This window comes from uncultured Brachyspira sp., assembly GCF_944393015.1.
Lineage (GTDB): Bacteria > Spirochaetota > Brachyspiria > Brachyspirales > Brachyspiraceae > Brachyspira.
The window spans coordinates 36,293-54,892 of sequence record NZ_CALXYQ010000007.1; the positions used below are offsets into that span (position 1 = coordinate 36,293).

At 27.6% G+C, this 18,600-nt stretch carries 12 protein-coding genes; 6 read left to right on the forward strand and 6 right to left on the reverse strand.

From position 1 onward, the window contains the following. Window positions 1–115 precede the first annotated feature (115 nt). The gene (locus tag Q0K19_RS04170; RefSeq protein ID WP_297245635.1) at window positions 116–1,714 is read right to left on the reverse strand and encodes a peptide ABC transporter substrate-binding protein; all 1,599 of its coding nucleotides are present in this window, start codon (window positions 1,712–1,714) and stop codon (window positions 116–118) included. A gap of 21 nt (window positions 1,715–1,735) precedes the next feature. Next, window positions 1,736–3,343: a peptide ABC transporter substrate-binding protein gene (locus Q0K19_RS04175; protein ID WP_297245637.1), complete on the reverse strand. Its 1,608-nt coding sequence runs from the start codon at window positions 3,341–3,343 to the stop codon at window positions 1,736–1,738. A gap of 162 nt (window positions 3,344–3,505) precedes the next feature. Between Q0K19_RS04175 and Q0K19_RS04180 the strand changes: the two genes are divergently transcribed. Both Q0K19_RS04180 and Q0K19_RS04185 read left to right on the forward strand, forming a co-directional pair. After that, complete coding sequence (locus Q0K19_RS04180) at window positions 3,506–4,759, forward strand: DUF3298 domain-containing protein (protein WP_297245639.1); 1,254 nt, start codon at window positions 3,506–3,508, stop codon at window positions 4,757–4,759. A 489-nt stretch (window positions 4,760–5,248) separates the two neighbouring features. After that, window positions 5,249–6,400 (forward strand): iron-containing alcohol dehydrogenase, encoded by a 1,152-nt coding sequence (locus tag Q0K19_RS04185; RefSeq protein ID WP_297245640.1) that lies wholly within the window; start codon window positions 5,249–5,251, stop codon window positions 6,398–6,400. Here the strand turns inward: Q0K19_RS04185 and Q0K19_RS04190 are convergent. From Q0K19_RS04190 to Q0K19_RS04205, 4 genes are all read right to left on the reverse strand, one after another. Then, the gene (locus tag Q0K19_RS04190; RefSeq protein WP_014488980.1) at window positions 6,397–7,260 is read right to left on the reverse strand and encodes a ribonuclease H-like domain-containing protein; all 864 of its coding nucleotides are present in this window, start codon (window positions 7,258–7,260) and stop codon (window positions 6,397–6,399) included. The genes Q0K19_RS04185 and Q0K19_RS04190 overlap by 4 nt on opposite strands. Before the next feature lie 22 nt (window positions 7,261–7,282). Further along, window positions 7,283–8,701, reverse strand: coding sequence for a cysteine--tRNA ligase (cysS, locus tag Q0K19_RS04195; RefSeq protein WP_297245643.1), 1,419 nt, complete (start codon window positions 8,699–8,701; stop codon window positions 7,283–7,285). A gap of 456 nt (window positions 8,702–9,157) precedes the next feature. Beyond that, the gene (locus Q0K19_RS04200; protein WP_297245645.1) at window positions 9,158–9,733 is read right to left on the reverse strand and encodes a hypothetical protein; all 576 of its coding nucleotides are present in this window, start codon (window positions 9,731–9,733) and stop codon (window positions 9,158–9,160) included. A 180-nt stretch (window positions 9,734–9,913) separates the two neighbouring features. Beyond that, a complete protein-coding gene (locus tag Q0K19_RS04205; RefSeq protein ID WP_297245647.1) occupies window positions 9,914–13,645 on the reverse strand; it encodes a DUF2723 domain-containing protein in 3,732 nt (1,243 codons plus the stop codon). Window positions 13,646–13,970: 325 nt separating this feature from the next. Here Q0K19_RS04205 and Q0K19_RS04210 point away from each other — a divergent pair, with 325 nt between their 5' ends. The 4 genes from Q0K19_RS04210 (at window position 13,971) to Q0K19_RS04225 (ending at window position 18,391) form a co-directional block, all read left to right on the forward strand. Continuing rightward, complete coding sequence (locus Q0K19_RS04210; RefSeq protein WP_297245649.1) at window positions 13,971–14,456, forward strand: hypothetical protein; 486 nt, start codon at window positions 13,971–13,973, stop codon at window positions 14,454–14,456. 476 nt (window positions 14,457–14,932) lie between these two features. Then, window positions 14,933–16,147: a colicin lysis protein gene (locus Q0K19_RS04215; protein ID WP_297245653.1), complete on the forward strand. Its 1,215-nt coding sequence runs from the start codon at window positions 14,933–14,935 to the stop codon at window positions 16,145–16,147. Between the two features lie 9 nt (window positions 16,148–16,156). After that, window positions 16,157–16,993, forward strand: coding sequence for a hypothetical protein (locus tag Q0K19_RS04220; RefSeq protein WP_297245656.1), 837 nt, complete (start codon window positions 16,157–16,159; stop codon window positions 16,991–16,993). Window positions 16,994–17,812: 819 nt separating this feature from the next. Next, window positions 17,813–18,391 carry a hypothetical protein gene (locus tag Q0K19_RS04225; RefSeq protein ID WP_297245658.1) on the forward strand — a complete coding sequence of 193 codons (579 nt, stop codon included), beginning with the start codon at window positions 17,813–17,815 and terminating at the stop codon, window positions 18,389–18,391. Window positions 18,392–18,600: the final 209 nt, after the last annotated feature.

The window sequence follows — 18,600 nt, forward strand, 5'->3', positions numbered from 1 at the left end:
AATCCAGATGATAATGAACAATTAAATTTATTTTAATTTAAAATCTGATTCATAAAAAAGAGGCTTATAATAAAGCCCCTTTTAAAATCAATAATATTTATAATTATTAAATTAATTATTCTATATAACAGTAATTAAATTTATGTTTTCCTAAAGCATTATACACAACATTTTTTAATTTAGGACTAACCATCAAAGTATATGATCTATGATAAAGCGGAATAAAAGGCATATCATCAATCAATAATTTTTCTGCATCCATCATATACTTCATTCTAACAGCAGGATCAGCAGTTTTTCTGGCATTGTTAACTAAAGTGTTGTAAGCAGCGTTATCGTATAAACCATAGTTGAATGTATTGCCTTTCACCATAATCTCAAGCATAGTCATAGGGTCTCTATAATCTGCATTCCAAGCCATAGAACCTATATCAAAGTTTCTTTCTAATAAATATTGAAGAACTAAAGGATATTCATCATTCTTTAATGTTACATCTATATTTAAATTAGATTTCCACATCTGCTGTATAGCTTCTGCAACTATTATATGAAGTCCAGGAGAAACTCTTATTTCTAATACAGGGAAACCCTCTCCGTTAGGATATCCAGCTTCAGCCATTAAAGCCTTAGCCTTTTCTACATTTGATGTATAATTATCAGTATCTATAAGTATTCCTGCTTCTTCTCTATAAGGACCATTAATACCATCCATAGAAGGAGGAACAAAACCCTGAGCTGCTGCCTGTCCGCCCATAGTTACATTTGATACTAAATAATTTCTGTCAATTGCTAAAGATAAAGCCTGTCTTACTCTTTTATCTTTCAAAGCATTGTTTGTAATATTAAGAGATAAATAGAAAGTACCTACTCCGTCCTTAAGAGCAATATAATTTTCTGCTTTTAATTTTTCTATTTCACTAGAAGGCGGTTCTAATGCTGAAAAATGTATAGTACCTCCTCTAATTCCAGCAATAGCTGTATTAGGATCAGCCATAGAAATGAATTTTAATTTCTTAGCAACTGTTTCATCATTATAATAATTAGTTCTAGCTTCAAAAGTGATGTACTCATCCATTACTCTTTCAGTCATTTGATAAGGACCATTACATATATAAGTTTCAGGTGATAAAGTCCAATCATCGCCATACTGTTCTATAATATCCTTTCTTACAGGTGCAAAAACTGAAACTGTAGTCATAAACTCCAAGAAATAAGCAGCAGGATCAACAAGCTCTACTTGAAAAGTATGATCATCTATAGCTTTTACACCAAGTTCATTATAATCCATATTACCGGCATTAATCTCTTTAGCATTTTTTATTATTTCTAATAAAGAAGCATACTGTGCAGCAACATCAGGATTAACAACTCTTTTCCAGCTGTATTCAAAATCATATGCTGTTACAGGTTTACCGTCAGACCATAATGCATTAGTTCTTATATGAAAAGTATATGTTTTTCCGTCCTCTGATATATCCCAGCTTTCTGCCATACCGCCTGTAAGTTTTCCGTCAGCTCCTATTTTTGTTAAACTTTCAAATGGATGATACAACATAGCAGAAACAACATTCAAACTATTTAAACTAGGGTCTATAGTTCTAGGTTCTGCCCCCATATTAATTACTATAGCATCATTATTATTTCCTCCGCTTCCGCCGCATGACAGAATAAATAATGAAGCAGCCATCAAAAATACAGTCATTATTTTTTTCATATTTTTTCTCCTAACATTTTATTATTTAATATATGAATAATTGAATTTATGTCTTCCCAAAGGATTCAATACTACACCCTGCAATTTAGGATTTTTCATAAAAGAATCTGCTCTATAATATAAAGGTATAATAGGCATTTCTTCCATAAGTATATTTTCAGCTTTAGCCATAGCAGCCATTCTTATTTTATTATCTTCAGTTTGTTTTGCTGTTAATAAATTATCATCATATTCTTTATTAGCAAATCCTGTATGATTTACTCCGCCGCCGCTTGTCATAACATCAAGCATAGTCATAGGATCATTATAATCGCCAGTCCAGCCCATTCTAGCCATTTGATAATCTTTTTCTACCAAAGTTTGAAGTGTTATAGGAAACTCTTCCTGTACTAAAGATACATTAACATTTAAATTCTCTTTCCACATCTGCTGCAAAGCCTCTCCAACTAATACATAAATACCCGGAGAAACTTTTAATTCTATTACAGGATAATTTGCACCGTCAGGATAACCTGCCTCAGCCATTAATGCTTTTGCTTTTTTTACATTATTCTCATAATCATTAACATTTATATATTCTTTATTCTCTTTTCTAAATGTGCTGTTTAATCCTCTTACTTCAGTAGGAACAAAAGCTCCTGCAGGAACCTGTCCGCCTTTAGTAACATTCTTTACTAAATAGTTTCTGTCTATTGCAAGAGATAAAGCCTGTCTTACTCTTTTATCTTCAAAAGCCTTATTAGTGATATTTAATTCTATATAATAAGTACCTATAGCATTATTTGCTACTATATAACCTTCATTATTCAATTTTTCTATTTCAGCTGAAGGAGGCTCTAATGCAGAAAAATCTATTGTACCGCCTCTTATACCGGCAATAGCAGTATTAGGATCGCTCATAAGTAAAAAATTAATCTGTTTAGCTATTTGCTTATCAGCATCATAATAATTAGTATTGATATCAAAAACTATTTTCTCATCTATTACCCTTTCTTTCATCTTATAAGGACCGTTTCCTATATATGTTTCAGGAGTCAAAGTCCATTTATCTCCATATTGTTCTATAATATCTTTTCTAACAGGCATAAATACTACTGTAGAAGCTATGAAGTCTATAAAATAAATAGCAGGATTTTCAAGCTGTACTTCAAATGTATAATCATCAATAGCTCTTACTCCTAAACTATTATAATCCATATTGCCCGCATTAATCTCTTTAGCATTTTTAACTATTTCCATCATATATGAATATTCAGCTGCAGTATTTGGATCAACAGCCCTTTTCCAAGAATACTCGAAATCTTGTGCTGTTACAGGTTTGCCGTCAGACCATTTTGCATTCTTTCTTATATGGAATGTATATACCAAACCATCATCTGATATTTCCCAAGTTTCTGCCATACCTGGTCTTACATTATTATTTGAATCTATCTTTGTTAAACCTTCAAAAGCATGAAGTATATAAGATGATACAACATTAATAGAATTTAATGTAGGATCCATAGTCTTAGGTTCAGGTCCCAAATTTATAGATATAGATGGGACTGATTCAGTATTTGTTTCTGATTTTTTATTGCATGATATTATAACCAAAAACATCATTAAAAAAACAATCAATATTCTTTTCATAATAAGCCCTTAAATATATTATATAAATTTTATTCATGTTATATCATAAACTTCATAATGTCAATAAAAAACTTCTTTATATAGTAATATTTTTTATATTGACAAAATCAATAATATAAAATATTATGTTTACTAACTTTTTTTAATTTTGGGAAAACAATTATGATTAGAAATATTCTCGCATTATCTTTTATACTTTTAATAATATCATGTTCAAATAATAAAAATAATAACAATAATCAAACCAATACTAATGCAATAGAAACTCAAACCAATGAAACAAAAACAAATGAATTAAAACAAGCCGAAGAATCAAACAATAATAATACAAAAAATGATACTTCTTATACGCAAAAAAATATAGAATGGATATCTCATCACTATTATATGAAAAATGATAAAGGAGATTTCTTTTCTGTATATTTAAATGACAGATGGCCTGATTATATAAATAGCGATTCTGAATTAATGCCTAATTATGAAAAAATAAAGGCAGCTTTTAATTATAAAAATTTAAATGATATATATCAATTCTATGATAAAAACAGCATTCTTGATATAACAAATAATAAAATATATGCAGAAGCTGAAAACGGCGACAGTATAGAAAGTACATATTCAAATATTACATCATTTAAAATGACTTCCAAATCATTAAATAGTTCATCAAAAAATATAAATACAACTTCATTATTAAAAGCAGCAGTATATAACTATGCATATTCAGATGTTTCTGAAACTAATGAATATGGAAGTGCATCAACATTCTCATATAAAGATTCTATATTTTTGCTTATACCTGATGACACTAACAAATTAGAAGTATATAATAAAATTTCTTTTGACATAAATGAAGGTTTCAATTTAAATAATATAAAAAGAAATGAAAATCTAGAATTTGAGGATAAAAAGGGAAGCATATCAAAATTATTTGAAAATAATATGAGTGATTTTTATAATGAATGGATAACAAATTCAACCTACAGCTATGAATCAAGTGAATCTATCAACATAACTTATTTTAATGATAAAACTATATCTATAAGAAGAACTTCAACACTATATTTAGGCGGAGCACATGGAGTGTATAATAATTATAATTTAGTATATTCATTGGAAACAGGTGAAAAAATAGAAGTTACTGATCTGATAAAAAATTTTGATGATAGTGAATTAAGAAGCATTATGAGAGATAAACTTTTATCGATAGAAGATAGAGATGAAGAAAGTTACTTAGTCCCTTTAGATGAAATAACTTTAGCTGATACATCTTTTTACATTTATGCTGACGGAATACATTTCGTATGGCCTATATATACTATAACAGCTTATGTTTATGGTGAAACAGAAATAGTTTTTGACTTTGATGAAATTAGACCGTTCATAAAAGATGAATATTTATACATAATAGAATAATTTTTTATTATTGCTAGCGATAAATTTATTATTACTAATAAAAATTTGTTCACTTGCTATGCAAAGGCTCTGTCAAGTAAACTAGCCAGAGTCTCACAATTTTTATTTTAAATATTGTTAGAGAACAATTTCCTTCGTCAGTTATCAGCTGCTCGTTTATCACTTTAAAACTTATAATATTACTAATATTTAATTTTTTATTATTGCTAATAAAAATATTATAGAATACAAAATAAATAAAATACAAAAAGCGATCCGAAGCCTTTCCCTCATAAACACATGTATGTAGATTAATCTATTAGGTTAAGCCTTTATGGTTAGATGAGCATAGCAATAATTTATATAAAAAAACAGTAGAGAAAATGGGATGACAAGTGTAAATATTACAAAATGTATAAAATTAATTTACTGTTAACATTAAAAATTAAGGCTAATATTTCCGAAGATATATAATAAGAAATATAAAAATACATATAACAGAAGAAGACTATGGCTATAATAGAATTTAATATACCAACAAAAATAACATTCGGAGTTGATTCTCTTGACTGCTTACCAGATACAATAAAGAAATACGGCGGAAGAACTGTATTGGTTACAGATGGAGCATCATTCAATCAAACCGGATTAATAGATCAAATAGTAAATAAACTTAATGACAGTTTTATCAATGTAATGGTTTATTCTGATATAAATTCTACAAGCACAAGCGATGCTGCAGATATCATTGCAAATTTGGTAAGATACAGCAGAGCAGAATCCATAGTAGCAGTAGGAGGATTCAAAATACAAAATACTGCTAAAGGAGCTGCAATTGTAGTAACAAACAGCGGCGAGGCTTCAGATTATATCAATGGACAGCCTGTATACCATAAACCTTTGCCTATTATAGCAGTGCCTACAATATTAGGTTCTTTATCTGAAATATCTACTGGAATGTGTCTTTATGATAAATATGAAGAAGTAAATAAACAGAATAGCGAATCTAATGTATATGCTTCAAATTGTATCATAGACCCTACTTTATATGCAACAGTGCCTGTTAAATATACTATAAGCAGTGCTCTATCAGTATTTGCATTATCATTCGACATATATATGAGCAATACTCTTACAAGCATAACAGAGCCTTTAATAGTGCATGCTATGAAGATAAGTATGCAGGGCTTAAAAAAACTTATAGCTGACAGTAATAATATAGATAATATAACAACTTTAGCAACTGCAAATATGTTATGTGCTACTTCAGCATGTCATAGCTCTTTAGGTGCTATAAGAGCTTTATCTATTGCTATAAACAGTGTATATGCAGTTAATAAATCTATGGTATGTTCTATATTGCTTCCGCATATTATGGAATATTATATTACTGTTGCCCCTAATAAATATGTTGTGCTTTCAAATGTTATAGACGGAATAGATCCTGAAATGACACCTTTTGAAATTGCTAACCAATCTGCACAGCATATAAAGCAATTCCTTCATAATATAAATTTACCTACAAGACTTAATGAAATAAATATAGACAGAAGTAAATTTGATAAAGTTGCAGAATTAGCATTAAAATATCCAGGAATGGATCAGCTTCCTAGAACTATGAATTTTGATTCAATAATGACAATATTGGATCAGGCTTATTAATCTTCGCTTTTAGGAGCATATTTATAGGGCTTTTTGTGTAAAGCATCAATCAATTTCTTGTTAGGTTTATAATGATCTACTGAAGGTAAAGTCTTATATTCTAAAAGCTGACAATTATAACTTTCTGCATATTTGTTATATGCCAAACGAAGCAAATGCTCCAAATTAATAGTATCTAATAAATTATAATGTATCAATGAATCTATAGCTGTTTCATCTTTAGTATCTTGATAATAATTCCAAAGTAAAACAGCAGTATATCCATTAACTCCTTCCATATCATCACCTCTGGAAATGCCTACATCCTGCTCTATTTTTTTAAGTCCGCCTGTATATCCTAAATCTTTAAGTACAAAACGCAAATCTATTTGAGCAGATTTTATAGTAGTAGCAAAATATCTCTCCAAAAATGGTATATCAAAACAAGAACCATTAAAAGTTACAATTATAGAATAATTCTTTATATAATCTAAAAATTCATGCTCATTTCTGCCATGCACAAAAACTTTCATCTCTTTGCCGTCATAACAGCCTATAACTGTAACATGTGCTTTGGACGGTTTTATGCCCGTAGTTTCTATATCCAAAAATACAGTTTTATCCATAAGAAGAGGATAAAGTCTATATATTATTGAATCAGGAAATCTCTTTAAAAAATAACTATAATTTTTTGAATTATAATTATAAATAGATTTAGGAAGCTCATTTTTCAAAGCCTCCCTCATACTGCTAGGCATAGCATAATAATTTATATTATTTAAAGCATCTTCCCAATCAACGGCACCTTCTTGCCATAAAAGACTTTCTTTTTTAGGGCCTATACCTTCTATATGCTGAAATGTTTTCTTTATTAAATCCACACAATTCCTTTATTTTTTCTATTTATTTTCTTTTCCATTTAACACCCTGAGGTGTATCCATTATCTCTATTCCCATAGACAATAACTGATTTCTTATCTCATCTGCTTTTTGATAATTCTTCTCTTTCTTAGCGAGAGTTCTTTCTTCTATTAATTTATTTATCTCATCTTCATTATCCGCTTTTTTATCAGTATCGCCTATATTAAAACAATTTATAATATTGTTTACTCTCTCTATAAATTTTAATATAGCATCTCTTGTACTCACATTAATAGAATCAAAAGATGTATTCACAGTTTTCACCAAAGTAAATAATACGCCAAGTGCCTCTGATATATTTAAATCATTATAAATAGAGTCTGAAAACTTTTCATTAGAAACTTCTAACTCTTTTAATAAATTTTCATTAACTTCATTAGATTCGGTATTATTTATATCTTTTAGTCTGAATATTAAATCATTAACTCTATCAATAGCACTTTGAGATTGTTTAATTCCTTCAATAGTGAAATTTAATTGCTTTCTATAATGAGAGTTAATTAGTGAGTATCTTATAGCTTCAGGAGAAAGCCCTTTATCAAGCAAATCTCTTAAAGTATAAAAGTTGCCTTTAGACTTTGACATTTTCTCACCATCAACTATTAAATGCTCACAATGAAGCCAATAATTAACGAACTTTTCATTGAAAGCAGCTTCATTCTGTGCTATTTCATTTTCATGATGAGGGAATTTATTATCAACTCCTCCAGTATGTATATCAAAATGCTTTCCTAAATATTTGCAGCTCATAGCAGAACATTCTATATGCCAGCCGGGTCTGCCCTTTCCAAAAGGAGAATCCCAATAAACTTCGCCGTCATCTTCTGTATACGCTTTCCAAAGTACAAAGTCGCTTGCATTTTCTTTATCATATTCATCATTAAGAACGCGTCCTGAAGCTCCGTCTAATAATTCCTGCTTATCCAAATTAGCCAATTCTCCATATTGAGGGAATGTACTTATCTTGAAATAAACAGAACCATCTGATTCATAAGTATGACCATTCTTTTTAAGAAGCTCTATAATATCAATCATCTCTTTTATATGATCTGTTGCTGCAGGGTTTACTGTAGCTTTTTTTATTCCTAATGTCTTTATATCTTCAAAAAATGCTTCTTTATATTTCTTTGTATAATCATTCAAAGATATATGATTTTCTTTAGAATTTTTTATAGTCTTATCATCAACATCAGTTAAATTCATTACAAGTTTAACATTATATCCGTAATCCTCTAATACTCTTCTAAGTAAGTCGCTGAATATATAAGCTCTAAAATTACCTATATGAGCATAGTTATATACTGTAGGTCCGCAAGAATACATACCAACTTCATTTGCATTGATAGGTTTGAACACTTCTTTTTCTCTAGTTAGTGAATTGTAAAATAGTATATCTTTCATATTAACTTTTATTCCTTAAAATATAATTAACATTTTACTTAAAAGACTTTATTTGTCAAGGCATATTATTCATTTTTTATTATCATTGTCATGCTCAGATTTGGGGCCATCTATAGCAAACTACTAAAGTACATATTTACAAATAAAAAATTTAGCGGATGACATAGATTAAAATAAGATTTTTCTATTATAAAATATAAAAAATAAGTTTATTAATAATAAAAAATCCCCTCTAAAATTTTTTAGAAGGGACTATCAAATTTTATTTATAATAAATAAATAAAATAATTTTCTAAATATAATACTTAAATAATAAAATCAAACTGCCTTGCTTTTTCTTATTACTACAGTAGCCTGCTCCTTATATTTAGATATTAGGCTTTTAAGGTCTTTTTTTACCTTGTCTTCTGTTTGTGTCATTATTTAATTCCTCCTTGAATAATGAATAATGTTTTTTTAGAAGCTGCCGTCTCTCCAAACTTTAAAGTCCGGATAGTCCAATTTCTTGGATTTATCTTCATACCATTTGCATACAGCTGCTGACATATTAATAACATAAAAATTAAATTCTGTCTTCCAACCGTCATTTTTAAATTCAGCAAATGATGGTATAAATTTATTATTAATAGAATTATATATATTATTCTGTGCTGATTCTGTAGGAATATTATTATCTTTGATAGCTATTCTCAATATTAAATGTATAGACATGCATGATAAAGTAGATGTAATTCTGCTGTATTCATTGAACATTTCATCTCTTGTATAATTTGCTGCTAAAGTGTCCATCCATAATTTAATTATACTTCCTAATGCCTCTAATTGATCAGGTGTAGCATTTTTATTCATAATAATAGAAGCATAATTTTCTGCCAATTCCTGAAATGTCATAGTAGAATTTTCATCAGATATTGATATATCTGCAACATCTTCTATTTGCATAGATTTTACCATAGAAGCTGCATTATCCTGACTATAGGCATTAATAGATATAAAAATAAATAAAACTAATAATAAATAGATTTTTTTCATAAAATATATTCCATTATAATTTTGTTTTATTTATTATCGTCATCAATTGATTTGACAATACATTTATTTTTCTTATTTATTTTTTAATAGAAATCAATAAAATTTGATTATACTAAAAATAAAAAAGGCCTGCCATTATAAGCAAGCCTTTTAATTTTTTATATTATATTATATTATAAATTAATTATTGTTCATAGTACCTAAATACTGCATTATCTGAAGTCTTCTGCTTTCAACATCTTTATTCAAATTAGCTACAACATCATTACTAGCAGCTAAAGGCGACATTATTCTTCTGAAATCATTATAAATATTTAATGCCTCTATAATTTTATTTTGTTCTATATATATATGACCTATAGCATATAAAGCAAATGCTCCGTCTTGAGTAAGCTCATTAGTATATTTTGAATATGTGCTTATAGCTTGATCATACATTTTATTGTTGAGATAAATATTAGCTAAATCGAACTCTAAGCCTCTTCTCTCATCTCTAGTTAAATCAGGCATTCTTAAAGTATCATTCAATATGCTTATAGAACTTGCTGTATCACCCAAATTAGCATAAAGTATTGATATATCTTTATTAACACCTATTATATGTTCTTTGCTTCTAGCTCTCTTCTTGGCTTCTAATTTAGCCCATAAAGTTTCTTCTATATCCTGTCTGTTTTGATATATATAATTAGCATAAGAAGAATAGCTTTCAAAAGTATCTTCTTTCATAGCCTGAGCTTTAAGATTATCAGCCTGCTGTCTTGTAGTTTTTAGCTGAGCATCTATTCTGCCAATAAATTGTTTTATTTGCTGATAAGTTTGATTCTGCTCTCTTGCAGCATCTCCCATATCTTTTCCTCTATGGAAAGTTTTTTCTGCTCTTTCAAGAGTTTCTTTAGCTTTATTTAAATATTCTGACTCTTTATCATAAGGAGTATCTTTTGAACGTGCTAAATATTCATAAGAAGCAGCTAAATTGAAATAAGCAGGATAAATAAGTTTTTCTAACTTTATAAGCTCTTCAAACATTAAAGCCGCTCTTTCATAATTGCCGTCCATAATAGCCTGATTTCCTACAGCAAAATATACATTGGACATATCAAAGCCTATTGTAAGCATTCTGTCTTCTTCTTGTTTCTTTAAATCCTGAAACTCTGCTATTTTTTGATTAGCTTCTATCCTAGTGATACCATTTTTAGCAACATCGCCATTACCCATAAAGCCTAGCAATTTCTGATAAGTTTTTATTCTTCTATTATATAAATCTATTCTAGCTAAAGAATAAGAACTAACGAATATCTCTCTTGTTAGGAAGTCATAATGTGATATTTCTTCAGCAGTTCCCTGCATAGTATAGCTGTTCCAATAATCCTCTTCTGTTTTGAATTGAGGGAAAGGAAGTTCATACATTTTTACGAAAGTTATCTCTTCATTTCCGTCATATATATTTTTTCTTGCAACCGAAATTAAACCTTCATCTAATAATGCATTTAAGTCCGCTGCTATTTTTTCATTCTCATAATCTCTTTTTAAATGCTCTTTAGCAATATCTTTATAGTCATTAACAGTAAGAACTTTAAAGAACTCTAATTCATCAACTAAAGCATATTTAATAGGCTGAACTTTGAATACCAAACCATAAGCTTTGAAATAATAATCTCCAAGCCTGTAAAGTCCGTCCCTTCTCCAAGCCATATAATAAGGTCTGCCTGATTCTATAAAGTCTTTATCAACAGCATCGCTAATATCTCCAAGCCATCTGCCGTCTGTTTTCATAAGGTTACCGTATATTCTTTCAAATACATTACCTTTCTGGTCATATATTTTCAAATCCGGTCTTCTTCTTTCTACCATAGTATAATATACAAGTCCGAATACCTGGTTATCTCCTCCCTCTGTGGCAAATATTGCATTATCAGGAAGTGAGTTCATCATATTGTATGAATAGTCATGGTTACTAAAGTCTTTTGAGTTATTGTTACGGCTTAAATTCATAACGAATATAGGTATCATTATAATAAGTATCGCAGCAAGTGATATAGCATGATAAGGCTTTAATGCAGTATCAGCAGTTTCTTCTGAAGGCTTTTTCAATATATTTTTTATATTAGTATTGAAATATTCCATATACCACTGAATACCGAAACCTATTATTACAAGCATATATAAAGTTGCTGGTAAGAAGAAAACTTCAACAAATGATAAAGTTCTTACACTTGGAGGAGGATTAGTATATGCCATTAAAGATACGGCAAAACTCAAAAGTCCGAATACTGAGAATATACCTATAAACTTATTTTTCTTGAATATCTGGAATAATCCGGGTATTAAGAATAATAAGCCTAATACTGTTAATTGAGTTTTGAATATATTTATTAAAGCAGACACCTGTTCTGGATGAAGTATGAAGGCTGCAGCAATATCATTTCCTGAAGCTCCATACTGTTTTCTATGTATCATACTAAATAAATAGCTTAAATTCTCCCAGCCTGAAGGTTCATTTAATTGTCCCCAGTTTAGAGGAGGCAATGCTCTAGCTCTTATAGGCATGTAAGCATATATCATAACGCCTACTGCAAGCATTAAAAGCATTTTATAATATGATATTGATATTCCTGTGATAAAGTCATTATCATTATTGAATTTATCTATTTTGCATAAGAAATATCTATATACTAAGCACCAAACAACTACTAAAAATAAAGGCCAGAATACTAAGAACATACCTTTATATAAAGTAGGATAGAATGGAGCTTTTAAATTCTGTATCATATCAGGTCTTAAATAAGAACCATTAGCAAGTGCTGTAAATATATCGCTCATTATATTCATATCAGCGAAAGGCTTGAATATTATAGAGAATATTGAATCATTTGAAGCTACTCCCGGAGGGAAATATAAATAAGCCTCATAATTCATAATAAATCTATAGTATCCGAAACCGCCTATAAATAACAACACTAAAAATACAAATATCGATATAAATGAAGTTTCTATATGATTAATATATCTATCTTTATGTACCAAAAATAAAACAACGGCTATAAACAAAAGAGGAGCAAAAGCGAAAGGCAAAGTTACATGGTGATTTGCAAGTGCCACACCATACAAAAAGCCGAAAGCCATTAAATATTTATTTCCATAATAAGGTACTTCATCATTGGCATGCTTCCATACATTTTCAAACCAGTAAACAAGTATTAAAAGCATAGAAGCTATTTGAAGTATATTCAAGCTGTAAACTTCTGCCATTGTAGCCTGTGCCCACATATTATCAGATATAGCAAAAGCAATGCTCGCAAAAAGTGCAGGTATCTGTACTATAGGAGAGAATCCTCTTTCAACTCTATTTTGTCCTAATACTTTTACCATAATAAGATAGAAGAAAATCATCGCTATTGCAGCACAAGTACCGGAAAATAAATTTGTTCTCCAAGCAATATTTCCAAAAGGTATATAAGTAAATAATTTGGACATCAAAGTATAGAAAGGATATCCCGGAGCATGCCCTACTCCCAAGAAGTAAGCAGCGGTTGTAAGCTCTCCGTTATCACCTGCTGAAAGTGAAGGAGTTAATGTAAATAAATACAAAAAGAATGTGAAAAGAAAAGCAGCAGCAGCAAATATAGCATCTATTTTTGAAAGATGATAAGGCTTTATTTCATATCTTTTGTAAATAGGTTCTTGATTTTCTTTCTTAGAGAAAAATTTAGAAAGTATATTTCCGCCGTTTTCTTTATTTACTTTTTCTTTCTTATTAGTTTTTGTATTATTTTTTTGACTATTTTGCAGATTATTAATATATTCTTCTATTAACTCTCTGTCTTTTTCTAATTTTTTTGTAAGCTCATCAATGCTTTTATTTTTATAATTAGCTTTGATGTACTCTTTTTCCAGATGCGAAAGTTTTGCCATTTAGTTATTTCCTCTTTTATTATAAATAGTTTTACATTATTTATTATATTTTGGATTATATGCGGCATAGAATTTATTTAAAATTGTACTTTTTCCCGCCGCAAAAAGTACCAAAAAGTGCAAAATTTGTATTATATTGAAGAACTTTACATAATATTTAAAATTCTTTAATATTACAAATATAATCAAATATTATATAATAAAATCGCTTATTATTCAAGGATGTAAAAAATATATTTTTATCTCAATTATCTTTTAGTATTGAAATAATACTTGTTTTAAATTATAGTAAAACTATATTTATCAGTTATATTCAGGAAATAAAATGAACTTCTTAAAAACGAATAGATTAACTATTATACTAATATTCATTATAATTTCTTATATATTTTATAATGAATTTATAAAAAATAATACCAATAAAGAAATTAACATTTATAATTTAAATTATATAGTAGAAGATAACTATATAATAGAATATAATTATAATACAGACTCTGATATTGAATATCAAGACATAAGAAGATACAGAAGTGATGTTGATCTTGACCTTGAAGAAGATAGAGTATTTATTATGTTCATAGGTTCTCTGATCATAGGTTTTTTACTTAGTTTTATATTATTATCAAAAAATAGATTACCTAAAAAAGAATTAATTGCTGCCAAAATAATACTCATTGTATTTGTTATAATTACAGGGCTAATTATTTTTATAAATTATGAGAATATAAAAAACATATTGGAGTATTTATCTTTACCTATAGGTTTTATAATAGGCTTTGTATTGGCAAAATTAATATTTAAAAAATAATATATTTACTTAAATTAAACTTTATTTTAATTACCGCCCTTTAAGATTTGTAAGCCTATTTTTTATTAATAATCTTTATCTGTATTTAAAAGTTACATTTATAATTTTTAACCCCCGCCCAATTTTTTTTAAATTTATTATTCTATTACCGCACGCAGAATTAAACTAAAAATATATATTTATTTATAATTCAAATTTTATCATTCTTTAAATTTCATTTACCATGTGTTAAATCTAATCAAAGCCTAATATATATTATAATTAATCTTTCAGATAAATATAAAATACAATTTCATAAATAATAACAAAAAAGTAACTATATATTGAAAAATCAAACTATTAAAATATATTTTTATACTTTTTTATACATAAATATATTTTTATAGTAAATAAACATTGACAAAAAATAAAACTCATAGTACTTTTTTTACAAAATATTATTTAAGAGGTTATAAAATGAAAAAAATTATTTATTTATGGTATTTTTGACAATTGTCAATTTTTGGGGATGTGCTAAAAATAACAATGTTACTGCTCCTTCTTCAAGTATTAAAAAAACTGAAATTTCGTTTTCATATTTAGATGATCAATATCAAATTTCAGAAAATAAAACCGATAATATTCTCATGAAAACAAAAGATATAGCAGAAAATTTTTCTTTAATATCAAAAAAAACAGGAGAAAACGAATATACTGCTATAATAACTGATGAACAAAATAATATATCTGTTGCTATGGTATATAAAGATAATAAAGAATTTCCAGATCATATTTCTTTTTCTAAAGATGATAATTTAATTAGAGGTACAGCTTCAGATCATGTTAATGGGGCATTTGATGTATTGTGGAGTATGAATGGTATAGAAGAAGTTTTTTATAATATTAAATTATCTGATGATATATATAATTATAATAATATTTCTTCTTTAGATTCAAAAGAAAATTATCAGGCTAAAACTCTAATTATAAGTTTAAAAATATGGGATGCTATTAATAATTATGTTCAGGATAGTAATAATCAGCCTAAAGGAAGATTTTTCTTTTTTATTTTTGGAGTAATAGCAGCAGTTGCCGCAGTAACAGCTGCAACAGTAGCCGTATTCGTTACGGCATTAGTAGTAACAGCTGTAGTATTAACTATAGGAGCAATAGTATCTACTCCAGTTGTTCCGCCAGCAATAAAACCAAATCCTGAAAACCCTACTTCATATCCTGATATTTCTACTTTTAATGTATTATATAATGGGGAAAAAATAGATAATAATACTACATTTACAATAGATTATGATACAGGAGAGATAAATGTGAGAAAATCAGTTATGTTAAATCCTGAGTATTATAAGAATGCAAGACTAACTTTAAATCTATCTCATTCTGGGGCTAAAAACTCTAATAATGAATTAGAAGTTTTTGTAAAAATGGATGGAAATCATGGAGATCCTATTTCATTAATAAATGCTTATTATAAATTTTCATTAAATGGTACATCAGGAGTTATAGAAAGCTATGATAAGAGTATTTACCAAACAATAGATTTAAAAGCAGGTGAAAGTAATTTTATGACATTAAATATAGATAAGATAAATAAAACTCCAGATAATCTTAATAATGTGGTTTTAGATTTAATATTTAAAAATAATATAAAAATTTTTGGAAGAATGGGAAATAAATTTACTTTGCAAATAAATTAAGGAATAGTTATGAAATTTTTATTATCTGCTATATTAATTTTATTTAATATTAATATTTTATATCCAATAAGTTTTTCTCCTGAAATCGGCATATTTATGAATATAGGGGCTTCAAAAATTTTTACTAAAACAGATGTGGGATTAAAAAAATCAGATAAATCTTATTATCAATTTGGAATATACAGTGCATATTATGATACTATAAAAGGCGATATCTTTTTAGATTTTGAAGCTGTTTTGCAATTAGGTGCAAAATATAATATTAATAATAATATTGTTACTGGCTTAACTTCCCTTTTAGAAATAGGATATAGTCCTTATATAATAAGCACAAAATATGAAGGTGAAAGCGGAATTAATAACTATATTTATACTGATAGAGTTATTCTTTATAGTTTAGTTTTAGGAGTATTAGAAAAAATAGTTTTTAATAACTTCTCTATAGGAATAGGGGGAGGATTGCTTATTCCTATAGCAGGCTTAGGAACTTCTAATAATATAGAATATGATAATAATTCATTAGTTATTCCATCAAAAAATAAATTAAGTTACTATGATATAAAAAGACTATTTAAAGTTCCTGTTGCTCCGTATATAAAGATAACTGCCGAATATGCATTCAAGCCTTATAAAATGGATAATGCTGAAATGGATTTTGTACTTGGAGCATATTTAAGTTATAACTTTGGTATGCAGTATGATGTTTCTATATTAAATGAATATACACCACAGCAAACTATACCTCCGACTATAGGACTTTTTAAAGGTGATATATATCATAAATATGATTATTCCAATTTGGATTTTGGGTTTACATTGGGTGTTTCTTTTAGAGCTTTAGAATAATTTGATATTTGATAAAAACCGTTATGATAGTAAATATATCATGGCGGTTTTTAATTTTATTCTAATTCCCCGCCCTTTAGAATTGTTAATCTGTTTTGCTATTAAACTTTATTTATATACTGAAAATTTTTAAGTTTATCAATTTTTTTATTGTTCTTTTTCCCGCCGCAAAAAGAACCAAAAAGTGCAAGTATAAAATTAGTACTAAATCATACTAAAGTTGTCTTACATTTAAGATAATTTATTAAATTTAAGATACAATATAGCCTTTCGCGAAGCGTATCCGAGTTTATCGAGGATATAGCTTCTTTGGGGCACGCCAAAGGCACTTCCTTCGGTCGCAAAAGAAGTGGGGTATGGGGCAAAGCCCCATATATAAAAACAAAAATATAAATTTATTTTTGACAAAGGATAATTGTTTAGGTATATATTAAAATTTTTGTTATCTTTTCAGCACCCGCCCTAGCTTTATTTAAAATTCAAAATTTACTAACCGCACGGTGAATAAAATTTTATAGTTAATAAGATTTGAATTATAATCAAATTTATATTTTTAGCTTTGTTCTGCGTGCGTAGAAATACGCTACAAATTTAAAAAAATCTTGGGTGGGCAGCTAAAATGACAGATAATATTAAAAAGAAAAACAATACAAAAATGACAGTGATAATAAAAAGCCTAAAGTGTGGGCAAATGTAATTAAATTTTAAAACTTATTTTAATAATACATTATATAGGTACTAACAAATAACTTGAAATAAAAATCAATTTATGATAAAAATGTATTAATTTGCTATAAGCATTTTTTTAAAGAGGTTTATATGAAGATTAGTATATTAGTGGTTGTAGTGATTATTATTTCTTTTATATTCTATACTGAAATGACAAAACATAATTATCATGTATCTAATACAATAGAAGAAAATGAAGAAAATAACATTTATAATGGAAACTATATAATAAGTAATAATGATATTATTTTAGAAAATAGTTATGATTTTAATAGTAGTATAGAAACTAAAGAAATTCGCCGCAACTACTTCAGATGGAGAGATAGAGAGCATCCTAACGTAGATTTTGAAGAGGATTCAAAAGATTTATATGTTAGATTAATAATAATATTTACGATGGGATGTGCTATTATAGGTGTTTTAATAGAGATAATCTTTTTTAGAAACTACTCTTATAAGTTTTATACTATTGTACTTGCAGTAATTCTTGTAATAAGTTCAGTTATTATTTATAAAATACATGAAAACTTAGCTATTTTTAATATGGCTGGAAGTACAGAAAGCATACTAGAATTATTAGCCTTCTTTTGCGGCGGTGTAATATCATTTGTAGGATTGTCAATTAGTAAATACCTTAGGGATAAGGATAATAAAAAAAATAATGAATAATTATAAAGATTTAACGCTTGTGTGACTAATGCAGAAATTTTTGTTAGATTCATTTTGTGTGTGCATAAAAAATTATAAAAATATAGAAGTTGATAAAATTAATTAAATATACAAAATTAATAGATTATATTTTTTGTCCTTATATTTTTTATTGTGTCTGTTTTCAATACTAATCCATAATTAATTGAAATTAGTTTATTTATACTGAA

Coding starts and splice junctions, on each gene's coding strand:
- Q0K19_RS04175 (WP_297245637.1), bottom strand. CDS start 3,343: ATGAAAAGAATATTGATTGTTTTTTTAATGATGTTTTTGGTTATAATA.
- Q0K19_RS04200 (WP_297245645.1), bottom strand. CDS start 9,733: ATGAAAAAAATCTATTTATTATTAGTTTTATTTATTTTTATATCTATT.
- cysS (WP_297245643.1), bottom strand. CDS start 8,701: ATGAAAGATATACTATTTTACAATTCACTAACTAGAGAAAAAGAAGTG.
- Q0K19_RS04185 (WP_297245640.1), top strand. CDS start 5,249: ATGGCTATAATAGAATTTAATATACCAACAAAAATAACATTCGGAGTT.
- Q0K19_RS04220 (WP_297245656.1), top strand. CDS start 16,157: ATGAAATTTTTATTATCTGCTATATTAATTTTATTTAATATTAATATT.
- Q0K19_RS04215 (WP_297245653.1), top strand. CDS start 14,933: ATGGTATTTTTGACAATTGTCAATTTTTGGGGATGTGCTAAAAATAAC.
- Q0K19_RS04210 (WP_297245649.1), top strand. CDS start 13,971: ATGAACTTCTTAAAAACGAATAGATTAACTATTATACTAATATTCATT.
- Q0K19_RS04225 (WP_297245658.1), top strand. CDS start 17,813: ATGAAGATTAGTATATTAGTGGTTGTAGTGATTATTATTTCTTTTATA.
- Q0K19_RS04205 (WP_297245647.1), bottom strand. CDS start 13,645: ATGGCAAAACTTTCGCATCTGGAAAAAGAGTACATCAAAGCTAATTAT.
- Q0K19_RS04170 (WP_297245635.1), bottom strand. CDS start 1,714: ATGAAAAAAATAATGACTGTATTTTTGATGGCTGCTTCATTATTTATT.
- Q0K19_RS04180 (WP_297245639.1), top strand. CDS start 3,506: ATGATTAGAAATATTCTCGCATTATCTTTTATACTTTTAATAATATCA.